Source organism: Streptomyces luteoverticillatus (assembly GCF_003970715.1).
Taxonomy (GTDB): domain Bacteria; phylum Actinomycetota; class Actinomycetes; order Streptomycetales; family Streptomycetaceae; genus Streptomyces; species Streptomyces abikoensis.
Genome location: NZ_CP034587.1, coordinates 3960941 through 3980605, shown reverse-complemented (window position 1 = coordinate 3980605; position 19665 = coordinate 3960941). Strand labels below are relative to the sequence as shown.

The 19665-nt window shown below is 75.4% G+C and carries 1 protein-coding gene and 1 pseudogene; both read left to right on the top strand.

Annotated features, from left to right (window positions below; translation table 11 throughout):
- The first annotated feature begins 213 nt into the window (after positions 1 to 213).
- Entirely contained in the window at positions 214 to 13986 is a 13773-nt protein-coding gene (locus tag EKH77_RS17545; protein WP_126915301.1) for a type I polyketide synthase, read from the top strand.
- 135 nt (positions 13987 to 14121) lie between these two features.
- Positions 14122 to 19620, top strand: a pseudogene (locus EKH77_RS17540) (SDR family NAD(P)-dependent oxidoreductase); the annotation flags it as partial.
- Positions 19621 to 19665: the final 45 nt, after the last annotated feature.

Sequence of the window (19665 nt, the reverse complement as noted above, 5' to 3'; positions counted from 1 at the left end):
GCTCACCCCTTTCGGCGGCGCGTCGATTACCGCACCGTGACCGGTCGCTGAAGTACCGCAGGACGTCAACTGCCTAGGATCTGTGCAGGATTCATGTGTTGTAGCACGGGACCGCCGGGCGGAATTCGAGCAGGTGGCAGGGCCGGGTCGCGGCGTTCTCGAAATGTTTATGGGCCGTTGAGGAATTCAGCTACGAAAGGGCTGCTGGGCGCGATGACGAAGAAGCACACCCCCGATGGGGTCACGGCGCTCCGGGACGGATCCGAGGCCATCGCGGTCGTCGGCCTGTCCTGCCGGCTCCCGATGGCGGCGGGCCCGGCGGAGTTCTGGGAACTGCTGAGCACCGGTACGAGCGCCATCACCGAGGTCCCCGAGGGGCGTTGGGAGTCGGCGCTGGCGGGCGGGGTCGAGGGATCCGCCCTCGGGGTCCGCCGGGCCGGGTTCCTGGACAGCGTCGACACGTTCGACGCCGCCTTCTTCGGCATCTCGCCCCGCGAGGCCGCCACCATGGACCCGCAGCAGCGCCTGGTCCTGGAGCTGGCCTGGGAGGCCCTGGAGGACGCCGGGATCGTCCCCGCCGAGCTGGAGGGCAGCCGGACGGCCGTCTTCGTCGGCACGCTGCGCGACGACTACTCGGCCCTGCTCTACCAGCACGGCGAGCAGGCCGTCACCCAGCACACCATGACGGGCGTCAACCGCGGTGTGATCGCCAACCGCGTCTCGTACTACCTGGGCCTGCGCGGCCCCAGCCTGACCGTCGACGCCGCGCAGTCCTCCTCGCTCGTGGCCGTCCACCTGGCCTGCGAGTCGCTGCGCTCCGGCGAGTCCGCGATGGCCATCGCCGCCGGTGTGAACCTCAACGTGCTCGCTGAGAACGCCGTCACCGAGGAGCGCTTCGGCGGCCTCTCCCCCGACGGCGTCACCTACACCTTCGACGCCCGCGCCAACGGCTTCGTGCGCGGCGAGGGCGGCGGCGTCGTCGTTCTCAAGCCGCTGTCCCAGGCCGTCGCGGACGGCGACCACGTCTACGGTGTGATCCGCGGCAGCGCGGTCAACAACGACGGCACCACGCCGGGCCTGACCGTCCCCAGCCAGACCGCGCAGGAGCAGGTGCTGCGCGAGGCGTACCAGAAGGCGGGCGTCGACCCGCGCGCCGTGCAGTACGTGGAGCTCCACGGCACCGGCACCCCCGTCGGCGACCCCATCGAGGCGGCCGCCCTGGGCGCCGTCCTCGGCACCGCCCGCCAGGGCAAGCCGCTGCTGGTCGGCTCGGCCAAGACCAACGTGGGCCACCTGGAGGGCGCCGCCGGCATCGTCGGCCTGCTCAAGGCCCTGCTGGCGCTCGACCACGAGCGGCTGCCCGCGAGCCTCAACTTCGAGACGCCCAACCCGAGGATCCCGCTCGCCGAGCTGGGCCTGGCCGTCCAGCGCGAGCTGACCGCCTGGCCGCAGCCGGACGGCGAACTCGTCGCGGGTGTCTCCTCGTTCGGCATGGGCGGCACCAACGCCCACGTCGTCCTCACCTCCGGCCCGGCCCCCGCCGCCCGCCCCGAGCCGGGCGAGGCCCCCGTCGTCACCCCCTGGACGATCTCCGCGCGCGGCCCCGAGGCCCTCTCCGCGCAGGCCGCGCGGCTGGCCGCCGCCGTGCGCGGGAACGAGTCCGCCTCCCCCGCCGACATCGGCTGGTCGCTGATCTCCTCCCGGACCGTCTTCGACCACCGCGCCGTCGTCCTCGGCGAGGACCGGGACGCGCTGCTCGCGGGCCTGGACGCGCTCGCCTCCGGCACCCCCGCCCAGGGGCTGGTCTCCGGCACCGTCCAGCCCGGCCTGCTCGGCGTCGTCTTCACCGGCCAGGGCGCCCAGCGCGCCGGCATGGGCGAGGAGCTGGCCCGGGTTTTCCCGGTCTTCGCCGCCGCCTACGCCGAGGTGTGCGCCGCCCTCGACGCCCACCTGCCGCGCCCGCTGCGCGAGGTGATCGCGAGCGGCGAGGGCCTGGACGAGACCCGCTGGACGCAGCCCGCGCTGTTCGCCGTCGAGGTCGCCCTCTTCCGGCTCGTGGAGTCCTGGGGCGTGCGCCCCGACTACCTGGCCGGTCACTCCATCGGCGAGGTCGCCGCCGCGCACGTCGCGGGCGTCCTCTCGCTCACCGACGCCGCCGCGCTGATCGCCGCGCGCGGCCGGCTGATGCAGGAACTCCCCGCCGGCGGCGCGATGATCGCCGTCCAGGCCACCGAGGACGAGGTCCTGCCGCTGCTGGCCGGCCGTGAGGACGCGGTGGCCGTCGCCGCCGTCAACGGCCCGCGCTCGGTGGTCATCGCCGGTGCCGAGGACGTGGCCGAGGAGATCGCCGCGACCCTGCGCGAGCAGGGCCGCAAGACCAAGCGGCTCACCGTCAGCCACGCCTTCCACTCGCCGCTGATGGCCCCGATGCTGGCGGAGTTCCGCGCGGTCGTCGAGGGGCTGACCTTCCACGAGCCGCGCATCGCGGCCGTCTCCACCGTCACCGGCGAGGTCATCGCCGACGGCGTGTGGACGTCCCCGGACTACTGGGTGGAGCACGTCTCCCGCCCCGTGCGCTTCGCCGACGCCACCCGCGCCCTGGAGGACGCGGGCGTCACCACCTTCCTGGAGCTGGGCCCCGACGGCGTCTGCTCCGCGATGGTCGCCGAATCCCTGCGGGACGCCTCCGTCGCCGCCTCCGTGCCGGCGCTCCGCAAGGGCCGCAGCGAGCCGCAGACCCTGCTGGCCGCGCTCGCCACGCTCTCCGTGCGCGGCTCCTCCGTCGACTGGGCCACCGCCTTCGAGGGCTCCGGCGCCGTACGGGTGCCCCTGCCCACGTACGCGTTCCAGCGCGAGCGGTACTGGCTCGACGGCGTCGGCCGGTCCGTCGCCGCGCTTCCCTCCACCACTCATGAACCGGCTTCGCGCGCCCCCCGGGGCGAGCTCGGGGCCCGGCTCGCCGGGCTGTCCGAGGCCGAGCGCCGCCGCGCCGTGACCGAGCTGGTCGGGGCGCACGTCGCCGCCGTCCTCGAGTACGGACCGGGCCGCCGCGTCGAGTTCCGCTCGCCCTTCAAGGACCTGGGCCTCGACTCCCTGATGTCCGTGGAGCTGCGCACCGCCCTGGCCGAGGCCACCGGGCTGCGGCTGCCCAGCGGCCTGCTCTTCGACCACCCCACCCCCGAGGCCCTCGCCGCCCACCTGGAGGCCGAGCTCACCGGCGCCGCCGAGGGCGACGACGACCTGGCCGTCGCGGGCGCGGAGGGCGAGCCCATCGCCATCATCGGCATGGCCTGCCGCTACCCCGGCGGCGTCACCTCCCCCGAGGACCTGTGGAAGCTCGTCGAGGGCGGCGTGGACGCCGTCTCCGGCTTCCCCACCGACCGCGGCTGGGACGAGGACCTCCACGACCTCGACCCGGGCGCCAACGGCAAGAGCTCCGTCCGCGAGGGCGGCTTCCTCCACGAGGCCGCGCTCTTCGACGCCGGCTTCTTCGGCATCTCCCCCCGCGAGGCCCTCGCCATGGACCCCCAGCAGCGGCTGCTGCTGGAGACCGCCTGGGAGGCCGTCGAGCGGGCCGGCCTGGACGCCGAGCGCCTCAAGGGCAGCCGCACCGGCGTGTTCGTCGGCGCCACCGCCCTCGACTACGGCCCGCGCATGCACGACGCGCCCGAGAGCGTCGAGGGCCACCTGCTCACCGGCACCACCTCCAGCGTGATGTCCGGCCGCATCGCCTACCAGCTGGGCCTCGTCGGCCCCGCCGTCACCGTCGACACCGCCTGCTCCTCCTCGCTCGTCGCCCTCCACATGGCCGTGCGCTCGCTGCGCTCGGGCGAGTCGACGCTGGCCATCGCCGGTGGCGCGACCGTGATGTCCTCGCCGGGCATGTTCGTGGAGTTCTCCCGCCAGCGCGGCCTCGCCGCCAACGGCCGATCCAAGTCCTTCGCCGAGGGCGCCGACGGCACCTCCTGGGCCGAGGGCGTGGGCCTCCTCCTCGTCGAGCGGCTCTCCGACGCCCGCAAGAACGGCCACAAGGTCCTCGCCGTCATCCGGGGCACCGCCATCAACCAGGACGGCGCCTCCAACGGCCTCACCGCCCCCAACGGGCCCTCGCAGCAGCGCGTCATCCGCCAGGCCCTGGCCGACGCCCGGCTCACCCCCGCCGACGTCGACGCCGTCGAGGCGCACGGCACCGGCACCAAGCTCGGCGACCCCATCGAGGCCGAGGCGCTGCTCGCCACCTACGGCCGCGCCGCCGACCGCGAGGCACCGCTGTACCTGGGCTCGCTGAAGTCCAACATCGGCCACGCCCAGGCGGCGGCCGGCGTCGGCGGCCTCATCAAGATGGTGGAGGCCATCCGGCACGGCAAGCTCCCCCGGACCCTCCACGTCGATACGCCCACCAGCCACGTCGACTGGACCTCCGGCGCCGTGGAGCTGCTGACCGAGGAGCGCGCCTGGCCCGACGCGGGCCGCCCGCGCCGCGCCGCGATCTCCTCCTTCGGCATCAGCGGCACCAACGCCCACGTCGTCATCGAGCAGGCCGACGAGGCGCCCCAGGCCCTCGGCGCCGGTGATCTCGCCGTGCGCGCCCCCTGGGTGCTCACCGCCCGCGACGAGGCCGCCCTGCGCGAGCAGGCCGGCCGGCTGCGCGAGCTGGTCGACGGCACCGGCGCCCACCCCGCCGACATCGGCTTCTCGCTGGCCACCGCCCGTACCGCCTTCGAGCGGCGGGCCGTGGTGACCGGCCGGACGAGCGAGGAGTTCCTCGCCGGGCTCGGCGCGCTCGCCCAGGGCGTGGACGCCGGGAACGTGGTGACCGGCAGCGCCGCCCGCGCGGGCCGCACCGCGTTCCTCTTCACCGGTCAGGGCGCCCAGCGGGTCGGCATGGGACGTGAACTCCATGCCGGGCAGCCGGTGTTCGCGGCCGCCTTCGACGCCGTCGTCGAGGAATTGGACAAGCACCTGGAGCGGCCGCTGAAGGAGCTCGTCTTCGCGGAGGAGGGCGGCGAGGACGCCGCTCTGCTCCACGAGACCCGCTACACCCAGCCCGCGCTGTTCGCGATCGAGGTCGCGCTGTTCCGGCTGCTGGAGCACCACGGGCTCACCCCCGACCTGCTCGCCGGCCACTCCATCGGCGAGCTCGCCGCCGCGCACGTCGCGGGCGTGCTCTCGCTGGAGGACGCCGCCGCGCTGGTCGCCGCGCGCGGCCGGCTGATGCAGTCCGCCCGCTCCGGCGGCGCGATGATCGCCATCCAGGCCACCGAGGAGGACGTGCTGCCGCTGCTGGCGGGCCACGAGGACGCCGTGTCCGTCGCCGCCGTCAACGGCCCCGACGCCGTGGTGATCTCCGGTGACGAGACCGTCGCCGAGGCCATCGCCGCGCAGTCGCGCGAGCAGGGCCGCAAGACCCACCGGCTCACCGTCAGCCACGCCTTCCACTCGCCGCACATGGACGACGTGCTGGAGGAGTTCCGGGCCGTGGCGGCCGGGCTCACCTTCCACGAGCCCGTCCTGCCGGTCGTCTCCACCGTCACCGGCCGTCCGGCCGAGCCGGGCGAGCTCGCCACGCCCGACTACTGGGTGAACCAGATCCGGCAGGCCGTGCGCTTCGCCGACGCCGTCCGGGCGCTGGAGGAGCAGGGCGCCACCGTGTTCGTCGAGCTCGGCCCCGACGCCGTGCTCACGGCGCTGGCGCGCAACTCCCTGTCCGGGGACGGCGCCACGGCCGTCGCGCTGCTGCGCAAGGGCCGCCCCGAGGCGGAGACCCTCATCGCCGGGCTCGCCCAGGCCCACGCGGTCGGCGCGCCGCTCGACGCCGCGTCGTTCTTCCCCGGCGGCTCGGCCACCGACCTGCCCACGTACGCCTTCCAGCGCGCCCACTACTGGCTCGCGGCCCGGCCCGCCGCCGACGCGCGCGGCCTCGGCCTGGACATGGCCGGGCACCCGCTGCTGGCCACCGCCGTCGAACTCGCCGACCGCGAGGACCTGCTGCTCGCCGGGCGCCTCTCCCTGACCACCCACCCGTGGCTGGCCGACCACGCCATCGACGGCACCGTGCTCGTCCCCGCCACGGCCTTCATCGAGCTGGCCGTCGCCGCGGGCGACCGGGCCGGCACGGGCCAGGTGGAGGAGCTCACCCTGCGGGCGCCGCTCGTCCTGCCCGAGCGCGGCGCGGTCCGCGTCCAGGTCGCCGTCGCGGCGGCCGAGGCGTCCGGGAGCCGCCCGTTCACCATCCACGCCCGGCCCGAGGTCTCCGGGGGCGACGAGCCGCAGCCGTGGACCCTCCACGCCGCCGGCACCCTCGCCCCGGCCCCGCTGCCGGCCGCGCCCGCCGCGTCCTCGCTCGCCGCGTGGCCGCCGGCCGGGGCGGTCGCCGAGCCTCTGACCGACGTCTACGAACGGCTGGCCGCCCTCGGCTACGGCTACGGGCCCGTCTTCCAGGGCCTCAAGGCCGTCTGGCGCGCGGGTGACGACGTCTACGCGGAGGTCCGGCTGCCCGAGGGCACCGACCTCGACGGCTTCGCCCTCCACCCGGCGCTGTTCGACGCCGTCCTGCACCCGCTGGTGCTGGACGCCGCCGACCCGTCGGCGCCGGAGCAGATCCGGCTCCCCTTCGCGTGGAACGACATCGCGCTGTACGCGGCCGGCGCGACGGCCCTGCGGGTGCGGATCTCGCCGGTGGGGACGGACACGGTCTCCATCGACCTGGCCGACGCGGCGGGCGATGCGGTCGCCTCCGTGGGCTCGCTGACGCTGCGGCCGGTCGAGAAGGCGAAGCTCGCGCCGAAGGCTTCCGGGCCGGACGCGCTGTTCGTGGTGGAGTGGCCGACCGTCGCCACGGCCGACGGCTCCGCCGTCACGTGGGCCGAGACGGACGGGGAATCGCTGCCGGCGGCCGAGGTCGTCGTCGCCCGCCCGGCGGACGCTCGGGGCGCGCTGCGCCTCGTGCGGGCGTTCCTGGCGGACGAGCGGCTGGAGGAATCGCGGCTGGTGTTCGTCACGCGCAACGCCGTCGCGGCGGGCGCGGACGAGGACGTGACCGGCCTGGACTCGGCCCCGGTGTGGGGTCTGGTGCGGGCGGCGCAGTCGGAGCAGCCTGGTCGCTTCGTCCTGGTGGACGCGGACGACGACGGGCTGCTCGGTTCCGCCATCGCGACGGGTGAGCCTCAGCTGGCGATACGTGGCGGCGAACTGCGCGTGCCGAGGCTGGCAAGGACGACGGTTGTGGGCAATCGTCCCGCAGGGCGGGACGGGTGGGCACAACCCGACCACCGGGCCGCACCCGCAAACGCGACCCTGGACCCGCACGGCACCGTGCTCATCACCGGCGGCACCGGTGGCCTCGGCGCCCTCTTCGCCCGCCACCTCGTCACCACGCACGGCGTCAGCCATCTGCTGCTCAGCAGCCGCCGCGGCGCCGCCACCCCCGGCGCCAAGGAGCTCGTCGCCGAGCTCAACTCCCTCGGCGCGGAAGTGACCGTCGCCGCCGCCGACGCCGCCGACCGCGACGCGGTCGCGAGACTCCTCGCGCAGGTCGACGACGCGCACCCGCTGACCGCCGTCGTCCACACCGCCGGCGTCCTCGACGACGCGACCGTCGCCGCCCTCACCGAGGAGCAGCTCGAGACCGTCATGCGTCCCAAGGTGGACGCCGCCTGGCATCTCCACGAGCTCACCAAGGACATCGCGACCCTTTCCGCCTTCGTCCTCTTCTCCTCCGTCTCCGGCATCACCGGCACCGCCGGCCAGGCCAACTACGCGGCCGCCAACACCTACCTGGACGCCCTGGCCCAGCACCGCAAGGCGAACGGCCTGCCCGCCACCTCGCTCGCGTGGGGTCTGTGGGACGCCACCCACGGCATGGGCGGCACGCTCGGCGAGGCCGACCTGGCCCGCTGGACGCGGGCCGGCGTCTCGCCGCTCACCCCGGAGCTCGGGCTCGCCCTGTTCGACGCGGCGCTCACCGGCGGCGAGCCCCTGTACGTGCCCGCCGCGCTGAACCTCGCGACGTTCGCGGCGGCGGACCAGCCGCCGGCGCTGCTGCGCGGCCTCGTCCGCACCCGCGCCCCGCGCCGGACCGCCCGCGCGGCGGCCGGTGCCGGGCAGGAGGGCGGCTGGGCGCAGTCGATCGCGGCGCTGCCCGAGGGCGAGCGCGCGGGTGCGGTGACCGAGCTCGTCCGGGGCGTCGTCGCGGCCGTGCTCGGCCACGCGAACGCCACCACCGTCGACCCCGAACGGGCCTTCAAGGAGCTAGGGTTCGACTCCCTCTCCGGTGTGGAGCTGCGCAACCGGCTCAACACCATCACCGCTCTGCGGCTGCCGACCACCGCCGTCTTCGACCACCCCTCGCCGGCCGCGCTCGCCGCGTTCCTGCTCTCCAAGGTGGGCGACAGCGGTACGAAGGCCGTGACGAAGGCCGTCCGTTCCGCCGCCTCCGCCGACGAGCCCATCGCCATCGTCGGCATGGCCTGCCGCTACCCCGGCGGCGTCACCTCCCCCGAGGGCCTGTGGCGTCTGGTGGCCGACGGCGTGGACGCCGTCAGCGAGTTCCCCGTCAACCGCGGCTGGGACCTCGACACGCTCTACGACCCCGACCCGGAGAAGTCCGGCAGCTCCTACGTCCGGCACGGCGGCTTCCTCCACGACGCCGACCTGTTCGACCGGGAGTTCTTCGGCATCTCGCCGCGCGAGGCCACCGCGACCGACCCGCAGCACCGGCTGCTGCTGGAGACCGCGTGGGAGACCTTCGAGAGCGCCGGCATCGACCCGGCCGCCGTGCGCGGTTCCAACACCGGTGTGTTCACCGGCGCCATGTACGACGACTACGCGTCGCGGCTGGCCGGCACGCCCGAGGAGTTCGAGGGCTTCCTGCTCGCGGGCAACCTCTCCAGCGTCGTCTCGGGCCGGCTGTCCTACACGTACGGGCTGGAGGGCCCGGCCGTGACCGTGGACACCGCCTGCTCGTCCTCGCTGGTCGCCCTGCACCTGGCGGCGAACGCGCTGCGCTCGGGCGAGTGCGACATGGCGCTCGCGGGCGGTGTGACCGTGATGGCCGGACCGCACGTCTTCATCGAGTTCAGCCGGCAGCGCGGGCTCTCGCCCGACGGCCGCTGCAAGTCCTTCTCCGCCGACGCGGACGGCACCGGCTGGGCCGAGGGCGTGGGTCTGCTGCTCGTCGAGCGGCTCTCCGACGCCGAGCGCAACGGGCACCAGGTGCTCGCGGTGCTGCGCGGCTCCGCCGTCAACCAGGACGGCGCCTCCAACGGCCTGACCGCCCCCAACGGCCCTGCCCAGGAACGCGTCATCCGCCAGGCCCTGGCCAACGCCGGCCTCCAGCCGTCCGACGTGGACGCGGTGGAGGCCCACGGCACCGGTACGACCCTGGGCGACCCCATCGAGGCGCAGGCGCTCCTGGCCACCTACGGCCAGGACCGGCCCGAGGACCGGCCGCTGTACCTCGGCTCGCTGAAGTCCAACATCGGCCACTCGCAGGCCGCGGCGGGCGTCGGCGGCATCATCAAGATGATCCAGGCGATGGAGCACGGCACGCTGCCGCGCACCCTCCACGCCGACGAGCGCTCCCCGCACGTCGACTGGGAGGCCGGCGCGATCGAGCTCCTCACCGAGGAGCGGGCGTGGCCCGACGCGGGCCGTGCCCGCCGCGCCGCCGTCTCCTCCTTCGGCATCAGCGGCACCAACGCCCACGTCATCATCGAGCGGCCCGTCGCCCCGGCCGAGGAGAAGACGGCGGAGCGTCCGGCCGACGGCGTCCTGCCGTGGCTGGTCTCCGGCCGCAGCGAGGAGGCCGTACGGGCCCAGGCCGAGCGGCTGCGCGCCCACCTGGGCGCCCACCCCGAGCTGGAGCCGGTCGACGTCGGCTTCTCGCTGGCCACCACTCGTGCCCTCCACGAGCACCGGGCGGCCGTCGTCGGCGCCGACCGCGACGAACTCCTCGCCGGACTGGAAGCCCTGGCCAACGGCGAGTCCTCCCCCGCCGTCGTCCGGGCCACCGGCGGCCGGCGCGGGAAGACCGCGTTCCTCTTCACCGGGCAGGGCTCCCAGCGCCTGGGCATGGGCCGTGAGCTGTACGCGTCCTCGCCGGTCTTCGCGGCCGCCCTGGACGAGGTCTGCGCCCACCTCGACACCGAGCTGCCGCGTCCGCTGAAGGACGTGCTGTTCGCCGCCGAGGGCTCCCCGGACGCGGCCCTGCTGGACAAGACCGTCTTCACGCAAGCGGCCCTGTTCGCCGTGGAGACCGCCCTGTTCCGGCTCGCCGCCCACCACGGGCTGACCCCCGACTACCTCCTCGGCCACTCCATCGGCGAGGTCACCGCGGCCCACCTGGCCGGGGTCCTCGACCTCGCGGACGCCTGCCACCTCGTCGCCGAGCGCGGCCGGCTGATGCAGGCCGCCCGCGACGGCGGCGCGATGGCCGCGATCCAGGCCACGGAGGAGGACGTCCTCGCGACCCTCGACGCCTACGGCGACGGGGAGCGCGTGGCGGTCGCCGGCGTCAACGGCCCCCGCTCCACGGTGATCTCCGGGGACGAGGACGCCGTCGAGGAGCTGGTGGCCCTCTGGCGCGAGCGCGGCGCCAAGACCAAGCGGCTGTCCGTCAGCCACGCCTTCCACTCCCCGCACATGGCGGACGTGCTGGACGAGTTCCGGGCCGTCGCGGCCGGGCTCACCTTCCACGCGCCGCGCGTTCCGGTCGTCTCCAACGTCACCGGCACCCTCGCCACCGCCGAGGAGCTGACCTCGCCCGACTACTGGGCCCGCCACATCCGCCAGGCCGTCCGCTTCCTGGACGGCGTGCGGTACCTGGAGGAGCAGGGCGTCACCGACTGGCTGGAGCTCGGCCCGGACGGCGTGCTCACCGCCCTCGTCCAGGAGAGCCTGACCGGCGAGGCCGCCTCGCTCACCCCGGCGCTGCGCCGGGGCCGCCCCGAGGACCGCACGGCCGCCGCCGCCTTCGCCCAGCTCATCGCGCGGGGCGTGCGCACCGACTGGCCGGCCGTCTTCCCCGGCGCCCGCCGGGTCGCCCTGCCCACCTACGCCTTCCGCCACCAGCGGTACTGGCTCAACGCCCCGGCCTCGGCCGGCGGCGGCGCGGCCGGGCTGGGCCTGGGCGCGGCGGACCACCCGCTGCTGGGCGCCGCCGTCCAGCTCGCCGAGCGCGACGAGTACGTCTTCACCGGCCGGGTCTCCCGCACCACCCACCCCTGGCTGGCCGACCACGCCGTCCTCGGCTCGGTGCTGCTGCCCGGCACGGGCCTGCTGGAGCTGGCGCTGCGCGCCGGCGAGCACGCGGGCTGCGACTCGCTGGAGGAACTGACCCTGGCCGCGCCGCTGGTGCTGCCCGAGCGCGGCGCCGTCCAGCTCCAGCTGGCCGTCGGCGCGGACGGCGGGCAGGGCCTGCGGACCGTCGAGATCCACTCGCGGCCCGACGACGGCGACGCCGACCGGGCGTGGACCCTCCACGCCTCCGGCACCCTCACCACCGGCCGGGCCGCCCCGGCCGACCTGGTGGTCTGGCCCCCGGCCGGCGCCACCGAGGTGCCGCTGGACGGCGTCTACGAGCGGCTCGCCGACCAGGGCTACGGCTACGGCCCGGCCTTCCAGGGCCTGCGCCGGGTCTGGCAGGGCGAGAACGAGCTGTACGCCGAGGTGGCCCTGGCGGAGGAACTGCGCGCCGACGCGGCCGCGTTCGCCCTCCACCCGGCGCTGCTGGACGCCGCGCTCCACCCGCTGCTGCCGGGCGTGGCCTCGGCGGACGGCCCCTCGTGGCTGCCGTTCTCCTGGTCCGGCGCGACCGTCCACGCGACGGGCGCCACGGTCCTGCGGGTGCGCCTCTCGCTGGAGTCCCCGGAGCCCACCACGCTCCTGGCCGCCCTGACCGTCGCCGACGGCGCGGGCCAGCCGGTGGCGACGGTGGACTCCCTGACCCTCCGCCCGTTGTCGAAGGAGGCCCTGCTGGCCGCCGGGAACGCGGCGCAGGACGGCCTCCTCAAGGTCACCTGGCAGCCCGCGCCTGTCGCAGGCACGCCGGACACGACGAACTGGGCCCAGGTTGTGGGCAATCGTCCCGCAGGGCGGGACGGGTGGGCACAACCGGACCACCGGCCGGCAGGCGCCGACGAGACGGGCGCGGCACCCACCGCGGGCGCACCCGCCCACGGCCTCCCGCTGCCCGACGGCATCGGGTCGTACACCGACCTCGCCGCGCTCACCGCGGCCCTGGACGAGGGCACGGCGGCCCCCGCCGTCGTCCTCGTGCAGGCCGCGAACGCAGCGGAGGGCGCCGACACCCTCGAGGCGGCCCACGCGGCCCTCCAGGCCACCCTGGAGCTGACCCGCGCGTGGCTGGCGGACGAGCGCCTCACCGACTCCCGCCTCGTCGTCGTCACCCGCAACGCCGTCGCCGTCGGCGAGGAGGACGTCACCGACCTCCCCCACGCCGGCGTCTGGGGCCTCCTCCGCTCCGCGCAGACGGAGAACCCGGGCCGCATCGGCATCGTCGACATCGACGGCAGCGCGACCGAGGACCAGGTGACCGCCGCCGTCGCGAGCGGCGAGCCCCAGCTCGCCGTCCGGGGCGAGGCCCTCCTCGTCCCCCGCCTGGCCCGCGCCGAGCGGACAGTGGAGAACCCGCCCGCCTGGGACCGCGGCACCACCCTCGTCACCGGCGCCACCGGCGCCCTCGGCGGCATCCTCGCCCGGCACCTGGTCACCCAGCACGGCGCACGCCACCTGCTGCTGCTCAGCCGGCGCGGCGCCGACGCCCCCGGGGCGGCGGAGCTGCGCGACGAGCTGACCGAGCTGGGCGCCACCGTGACGCTCGCCGCCGTCGACGTCGTCGACCGCGCCGCGCTCGCGGACGTCATCGCGGGCATCCCGGCCGAGCACCCGCTCACGGCCGTCGTCCACACGGCGGGTGTGCTGGAGGACGGCGTCATCGCCCAGATGACGCCCGAGCAACTGACCACGGTCCTGCGCCCCAAGATCGACGCGGCGTGGAACCTCCACGAGCTCACCAAGGACCTGCCGGACCTGTCCGCGTTCGTCCTCTACTCCTCCGTCGCCGGTCTCCTCGGCACGGCCGGCCAGTCCAACTACGCGGCGGGCAACACCTTCCTGGACGCCCTCGCCGAGCACCGCAGGGCGAACGGCCTGCCCGGCACGTCGCTGGCCTGGGGCCTGTGGGCGGACACCGGTTCCATCGCCGGGCACCTCGCGGAGGCGGACCTGCGCCGCCTGGCCCGCTCCGGGCTGCTGCCGCTGAACTCCAAGGAGGCCATGGAGCTGTTCGACGCGGCTCCGGGCACCGGCGAGGCCGTCCTGGCCGTCACCCGGCTGGACACGGCCGCGCTGCGGCGCGGCGAGCCGCCGGTCCTGCTGCGCGGCATGGTGCGGACGCCCGCCAAGCGCGCGGCGGCCGCCGCGGGCGGCGGCGCGGACGCCGGGCCGTCGCTCACCGAGCGGCTGGCGGCCCTGTCGCCGCTGGAGCGCGGCCGGGTCCTGACCGACCTGGTCCGGGCGCAGGTGGCGCAGGTGCTGGGCCACTCCGACGCGAACGGCGTCACCGCCGACCGGGCCTTCTCGGACCTGGGCTTCGACTCGCTGACCGCCGTGGAGCTGCGCAACCTCCTCAACAAGGCCACGGGGCTGCGGCTGCCGACGACGCTCGTCTTCGACCACCCGAGCCCGGCCGCGCTCGCCGCCCACCTCCAGGACCAGCTGGTCATCGAGGAGGTCTCGCCGGCCGAGCCCGTGCTGGCGGGCCTGGACGGGCTGCGGGCGGCGATCGAGTCGGCGGCGGCCACGGGCGAGGACGACCGCGCCCGGATCGCCGCCCGGCTGCGGGAGCTGCTGGAGGCCGCCGAGGCGGCCGGCGGCGAGCCCGCCGAGCCGGAGGCCGACGAGAACGCCGACCTCGACGCGGCCAGCGACGAGGAGCTCTTCGCCCTCTTCGACGGACTCGAATGACCGGCACCGTACGGCCGGCTCCCTCCGGGGAGCCGGCCGGCCCGCACCCCACCCGGACATCACCAGTAGTTGCCGCACCAGTAGTTGACGAACGCACTCACCAGGAGCTGAACAGACGTGGCTGACGAGGTAAAACTCCGCGAATACCTCAAGCGGGCCATCGCCGACGCCCGGGACGCCCGCAAGCGCCTGCGCGAAGTGGAGGGCAAGGACCAGGAGCCCATCGCCATCGTGGGCATGGCCTGCCGCTACCCGGGCGGGGTGGCCTCGCCCGAGGACCTGTGGAAGCTGGTCGAGGACGGCGTGGACGCCGTCTCCGAGTTCCCCGCCAACCGCGGCTGGGACGTGGACGGCCTCTACGACCCGGACCCGGAGCAGGTCGGCAAGTCCTACTCCCGTGAAGGCGGCTTCCTCCACGACGCCGACCTCTTCGACCCGGCGTTCTTCGGGATGTCGCCGCGCGAGGCCCTCGCCGCCGACCCCCAGCAGCGGCTGCTGCTGGAGACCGCGTGGGAGACCTTCGAGCGGGCCGGCATCGACCCGGCCACCCTCAAGGGCAGCCGCACCGGCGTGTTCACCGGCGTGATGTACAACGACTACGGCTCCCGGCCGAATCTGCCCCCGGAGGGCTTCGAGGGCTATCTGTTCAGCGGCAGCGCGGGCTCCATCGCCTCCGGGCGGCTCGCCTACAGCTACGGCCTCGAAGGCCCGGCCGTCACCGTGGACACCGCCTGCTCGTCCTCGCTGGTGACCCTCCACCTGGCGGCGGGCGCGCTGCGGCGCGGCGAGTGCGACCTGGCGCTCGCCGGCGGCGCGACCGTGATGTCCACGCCGGTGGCGTTCATCGAGTTCTCCCGGCTGCGCGGCCTGGCCGCCGACGGCCGCTGCAAGTCCTTCGCGGCGTCCGCCGACGGCACCGGCTGGGCCGAGGGCGTGGGCCTGCTGCTCGTCGAGCGGCTCTCCGACGCCCGGAAGAACGGCCACCACGTGCTGGCCGTCCTCCGCGGCTCGGCCGTCAACCAGGACGGCGCGTCCAACGGCCTGACCGCCCCCAACGGCCCCGCCCAGGAGCGCGTCATCCGCCAGGCCCTGGCCAGCGCGGGCCTGAAGCCGTCGGACGTCGACGTCGTCGAGGCGCACGGCACCGGCACGACGCTGGGCGACCCGATCGAGGCGCAGGCGCTGCTGGCCACCTACGGCCAGGACCGGCCCGAGGACCGGCCGCTGTACCTGGGTTCCCTGAAGTCCAACATCGGCCACGCGCAGGCGGCGGCCGGTGTCGGCGGTGTCATCAAGATGGTGCAGGCCATCGGGCACGGGACGATTCCCCGCACCCTCCACCTCGGCGAGCGGTCCCCGCACGTCGACTGGGAGGCGGGCGCGATCGAGCTCCTCACCGAGGAGCGGAAGTGGCCCGAGACGGACCGGCCGCGCCGCGCCGCCGTCTCCTCGTTCGGCTTCGGCGGCACCAACGCGCACGTCATCATCGAGCAGGCGACGGCCGCGCAGCCCGCCGAGGACGGCGAGCAGGACGAGGGCACCGCCCCGGCCGCCGCCGCTCCCCAGGCGCCCGTCGTGACGACCGAACTGCCCGCCGTGGCCTGGCCGGTGTCCGGTCACACGCCCGACGCGCTGCGCGCGCAGGCCCGCCGCCTCCTGGACCGCGTCGAGGCCAACCCCGACGCGTCGCCCACGGACATCGGCTTCTCGCTGGCCACGGGCCGTTCGGCGCTGGAGCACCGCGCGGTGGTCACCGGCACCGGCCGCGCGGAGCTCCTCGCGGGCCTGCGCTCGCTGGCCGAGGGCGAGCCCGGCGCGGGCGTCGTCTCCGGTGTGCGCGGCGGCGGCCGGACGGGCTTCCTCTTCACCGGCCAGGGCGCCCAGCGCGCCGGCATGGGCCAGGAGCTGTACGCCGCGTTCCCGGCCTTCGCCGAGGCCTTCGACGCGGTGGCCGCCGAGCTGGACCCGCTGCTCGGCAAGTCCGTCCGCGAGGTGATCGCCTCCGGCGCCGGCCTGGACGACACCGGCTGGACCCAGCCCGCCCTGTTCGCCGTCGAGGTCGCCCTCTACCGGCTCGTCGAGTCCTGGGGCGTACGGCCCGACTTCCTCGCCGGGCACTCCATCGGCGAGCTCACGGCCGCCCACGTGGCCGGGGTGCTGTCGCTGGCGGACGCGGCGAAGCTCGTCGCGGCACGGGCGAAGCTGATGCAGGCGCTGCCCGGCGGCGGCGCGATGATCGCCGTGCAGGCCGCCGAGGAGGAGGTGCTGCCGCTGCTCGCGGGCCACGAGGACCGGCTCGCGATCGCGGCCGTCAACGGCCCGGACGCCGTGGTGGTCTCCGGCGACGCGGACGCGGCCGAGGAGGTCGCCGCACGGCTGAAGGAGCAGGGCCGCAAGACCAAGCGGCTCACCGTCAGCCACGCCTTCCACTCCCCGCACATGGACGGGATGCTGGAGGAGTTCCGGGCGGTCGCGGCGGGCCTGACCTACCGCGCGCCGGAGATCCTCGTCGTCTCCACCCTCACCGGCCAGGTCGCCACCGGCGACGACCTGCGCACCCCGGACTACTGGGTGCGGCAGGTGCGCGGCGCCGTCCGCTTCGTGGACGCCGTCCGCGTGCTGGAGGCCGAGGGCGTCACCACGCTGCTGGAGCTGGGCCCCGACCCGGTGCTGACGGCCATGGCCGCCGGCGCCGTCACCGAGGCCGTCGCCGCCGTGCCCGCGCTGCGCGCCGGCCGCCCGGAGGCGCTCACCGCCGTGGCCGCGCTCGGTCAGCTGCACGCCCGGGGCACGGCCGTGGACTGGGCCGCCGTCTTCGCCGGCACCGGCGCGCACCGGGTGGACCTGCCCACGTACGCCTTCCAGCACCAGCGGTTCTGGCTGGAGCAGCTGCCCACCGCCACCGACCCGTTCGGCGTCGCCGCGGGCACGGACGGCAAGCAGCACCCGGTGCTCGGCTCGCCCATCACCGTGGCCGGCGCTAACCAGTTGCTGTTCGCCAGCCGCCTGTCGCTGAAGACCCACCCCTGGCTCGCCGACCACGTCGTGCTCGGCTCGCCGGTGCTGCCGGCCTCCGCGCTCGTCGAACTGGCCATCCACGCCGGTGACATGATCGGCTACCCGGTCATCGACGAGCTCAACCTCATGGTGCCGCTGGTGCTGCCCGAGGACGGCACCCTCCAGCTCCAGGTGCGCGCGGGCACCCACGACGACTCCGAGCGTCGCTGCCTGTGCCTGTACTCGCGGCCGGACTCCTCCGACGGCCCCTGGACCATGCACGTCGAGGGCTACTACCTGCCGGAGACCGCCGAGCCCGCCGCGCGCCCGGAGGGCGAGGGCAGGACCATCGAGTTCCAGCTCCCGGAGGAGCTCCACGAGGAGGCGGGCCGCTACGGCCTCCACCCCGTGCTGCTGAACGCGGCCGTCCCGGTCCGCGCCGCCGACCCGGCCAACGGCACCATCCCGGTGCCCGCCGACTGGTACGGCGTCCGGCTGCACGCCACGGGCGCGACGGCCGTCAAGGCGACGGTGACCGAGCTCGACGCGAACAGCGTCGCCATGGAGCTCACCGACATGGCGGGCGAGCTCGTCGCCTCCGTCGAGTCGATCGTCTTCCGCGACGTGCCCAACGGCCAGTTCACCCCGCACGTCGACAGCACCGGCCGCGACTCCCTCCTCCGCGTCGACTGGGTCCCGGCCCAGCTCGCCCCGGCGGAGGAGACCCCCCTGTGGGGCGCCCTCGGCGACACGGCGGAGGACCTCGACGCCCAGCGCTTCCTGGACCCGTCCCAGGTGGCCACGGCGGTGGACTCCGGCACGGTGGACGCGGTCCTGGCGCCCACCGCCTCCCTCTCGGCGCCCGGGGGGCGCAACGGGGCGGGTTCGGGGAATTCCCTCCCGCCGCAGCCGGCCTCGGCCACGACGGCCGCCTCCGGCGGTGCCGAACTGCCCGCGGCCGTCCACAGCGGCGCCGCACACACCCTGCGGCTCCTGCAGACGTGGCTGGCCGAGGACCGCCTCGCGGCCACCCCCCTGGTCGTCCTGACCCAGGGCGGTGTGTCCGCCATCCCCGGCGAGGACATCGCCGACCTGACGGCGTCAGCCGTCTGGGGCCTCATCCGCACCGCCCAGTCCGAGGCCCCCGACCGCGTCGCGGTCGTCGACACCGACGGCAGCCACACCCCCGAGCTGCTGGCCGCGCTCGTCGCCTCCGGCGAGCCGCAGGCCGCCGTCCGCGGCGGCAAGGTGCTCCTGCCGAGGCTGCAGCGCCTGCTCGCGCCGGAGTACAAGCCGAAGCGCCCGGAGTGGAAGCCCGACGGCACCGTGCTGATCACCGGCACCGGCGCCCTGGGCGCGGTGTTCGCCCGCCACCTGGTGGCCGAGCACGGCATCTCGCGGGTGCTGCTCGCCAGTCGCGGCGGGGCGGCTACCGAGGGGCTGACCGAGGTCGTCACCGACCTCCAGTCGCTGGGCGCCGAGGTCACCGTCGCCGCCTGCGACGTCGCCGACCGCGAGGCCCTCGCGAAGCTCCTGGCCGCCATCCCGGCCGAGCACCCGCTGACCGGCGTCGTGCACACCGCGGGCGTCCTCGACAACGGCCTGCTGCCCACCCTCACCCCCGAGCGGCTCTCGGCCGTCCTCCGCCCCAAGGTGGACGCGGCCTGGCACCTCCACGAGCTCACCAAGGAGATGGACCTGGCGGCGTTCGTGCTGTTCTCCTCGGCCGTCGGCGTCCTCGGCGGCCCGGGCCAGGCCAACTACGCGGCCGCCAACACCTTCCTGGACGCCCTCGCCGAGCACCGCAGGGCGAACGGGCTGTCCGGCACGTCCCTCGCCTGGGGCCTGTGGTCGGTGCCCGGCGGCATCAACAAGGACCTGGACGAGGCCGACCTCAACCGGTTCGCCCGCGACGGCTTCCGGCCCATCGCCCGCCCCGAGGGCCACTCGCTGTTCGACCGGGCGCTCGCCCACGACAGCGCGGCCCTCGTCGGCACCCCCGTCGGCGCCGCCGCCGTACGCGCCCAGGAGCGCATCCCCGCGCTGCTGCGCGCCCTTGTCAGCCCCGCCGCGCCCCGGCGCACCGCGCAGTCGCAGACCGAGCAGACCGAGTCGCTGGCCGAGCGGCTGGCGGAGCTCAGCGCGCCGGAGCGGGAGGCGACCGTGCTGGGCCTGGTGCGCACCGCCGTCGCGGCCGTGCTGGGCCACGCGGACGCCGACGGCATCGAGCCCGAACGCGCCTTCTCGGACCTGGGCTTCGACTCGCTGACGGCCGTGGAGCTGCGCAACCGGCTCACGGTGGCCGCCGGCACCCGGCTGCCCGCGACGCTGGTCTTCGACCACCCCACCTCCGCCGCGCTCACCGCGTTCCTGCTCCGTCAGCTCGTGCCGGACGGCGCCGAGGCGCCGCACCCGGTGCTGGCGGGGCTGGACAAGCTGGAGGCGCTGCTGCCCGGCCTGGGCGCCGACGACCCGGCCCGCGCCTCCGTCTCCGTACGCCTCCAGACGCTGCTCGCCAAGCTCAACGAGTCCACGGCGGCGGTCGCGGAGGAGGACGTCACCGACCAGCTGGAGTCGGCCTCGGCCGAGGACATCTTCAGCTTCATCGACAACGAGCTCGGCCGCTCCTCCGGCTGAGGTGCTCACCGACTTCCGTATCTCCAGGAGAGATTCAGCATGACC

Bases quoted from the DNA above. Each gene is read 5' to 3' on its own strand.
- EKH77_RS17545 (WP_126915301.1), top strand. From the start codon at position 214: ATGACGAAGAAGCACACCCCCGATGGGGTCACGGCGCTCCGGGACGGA.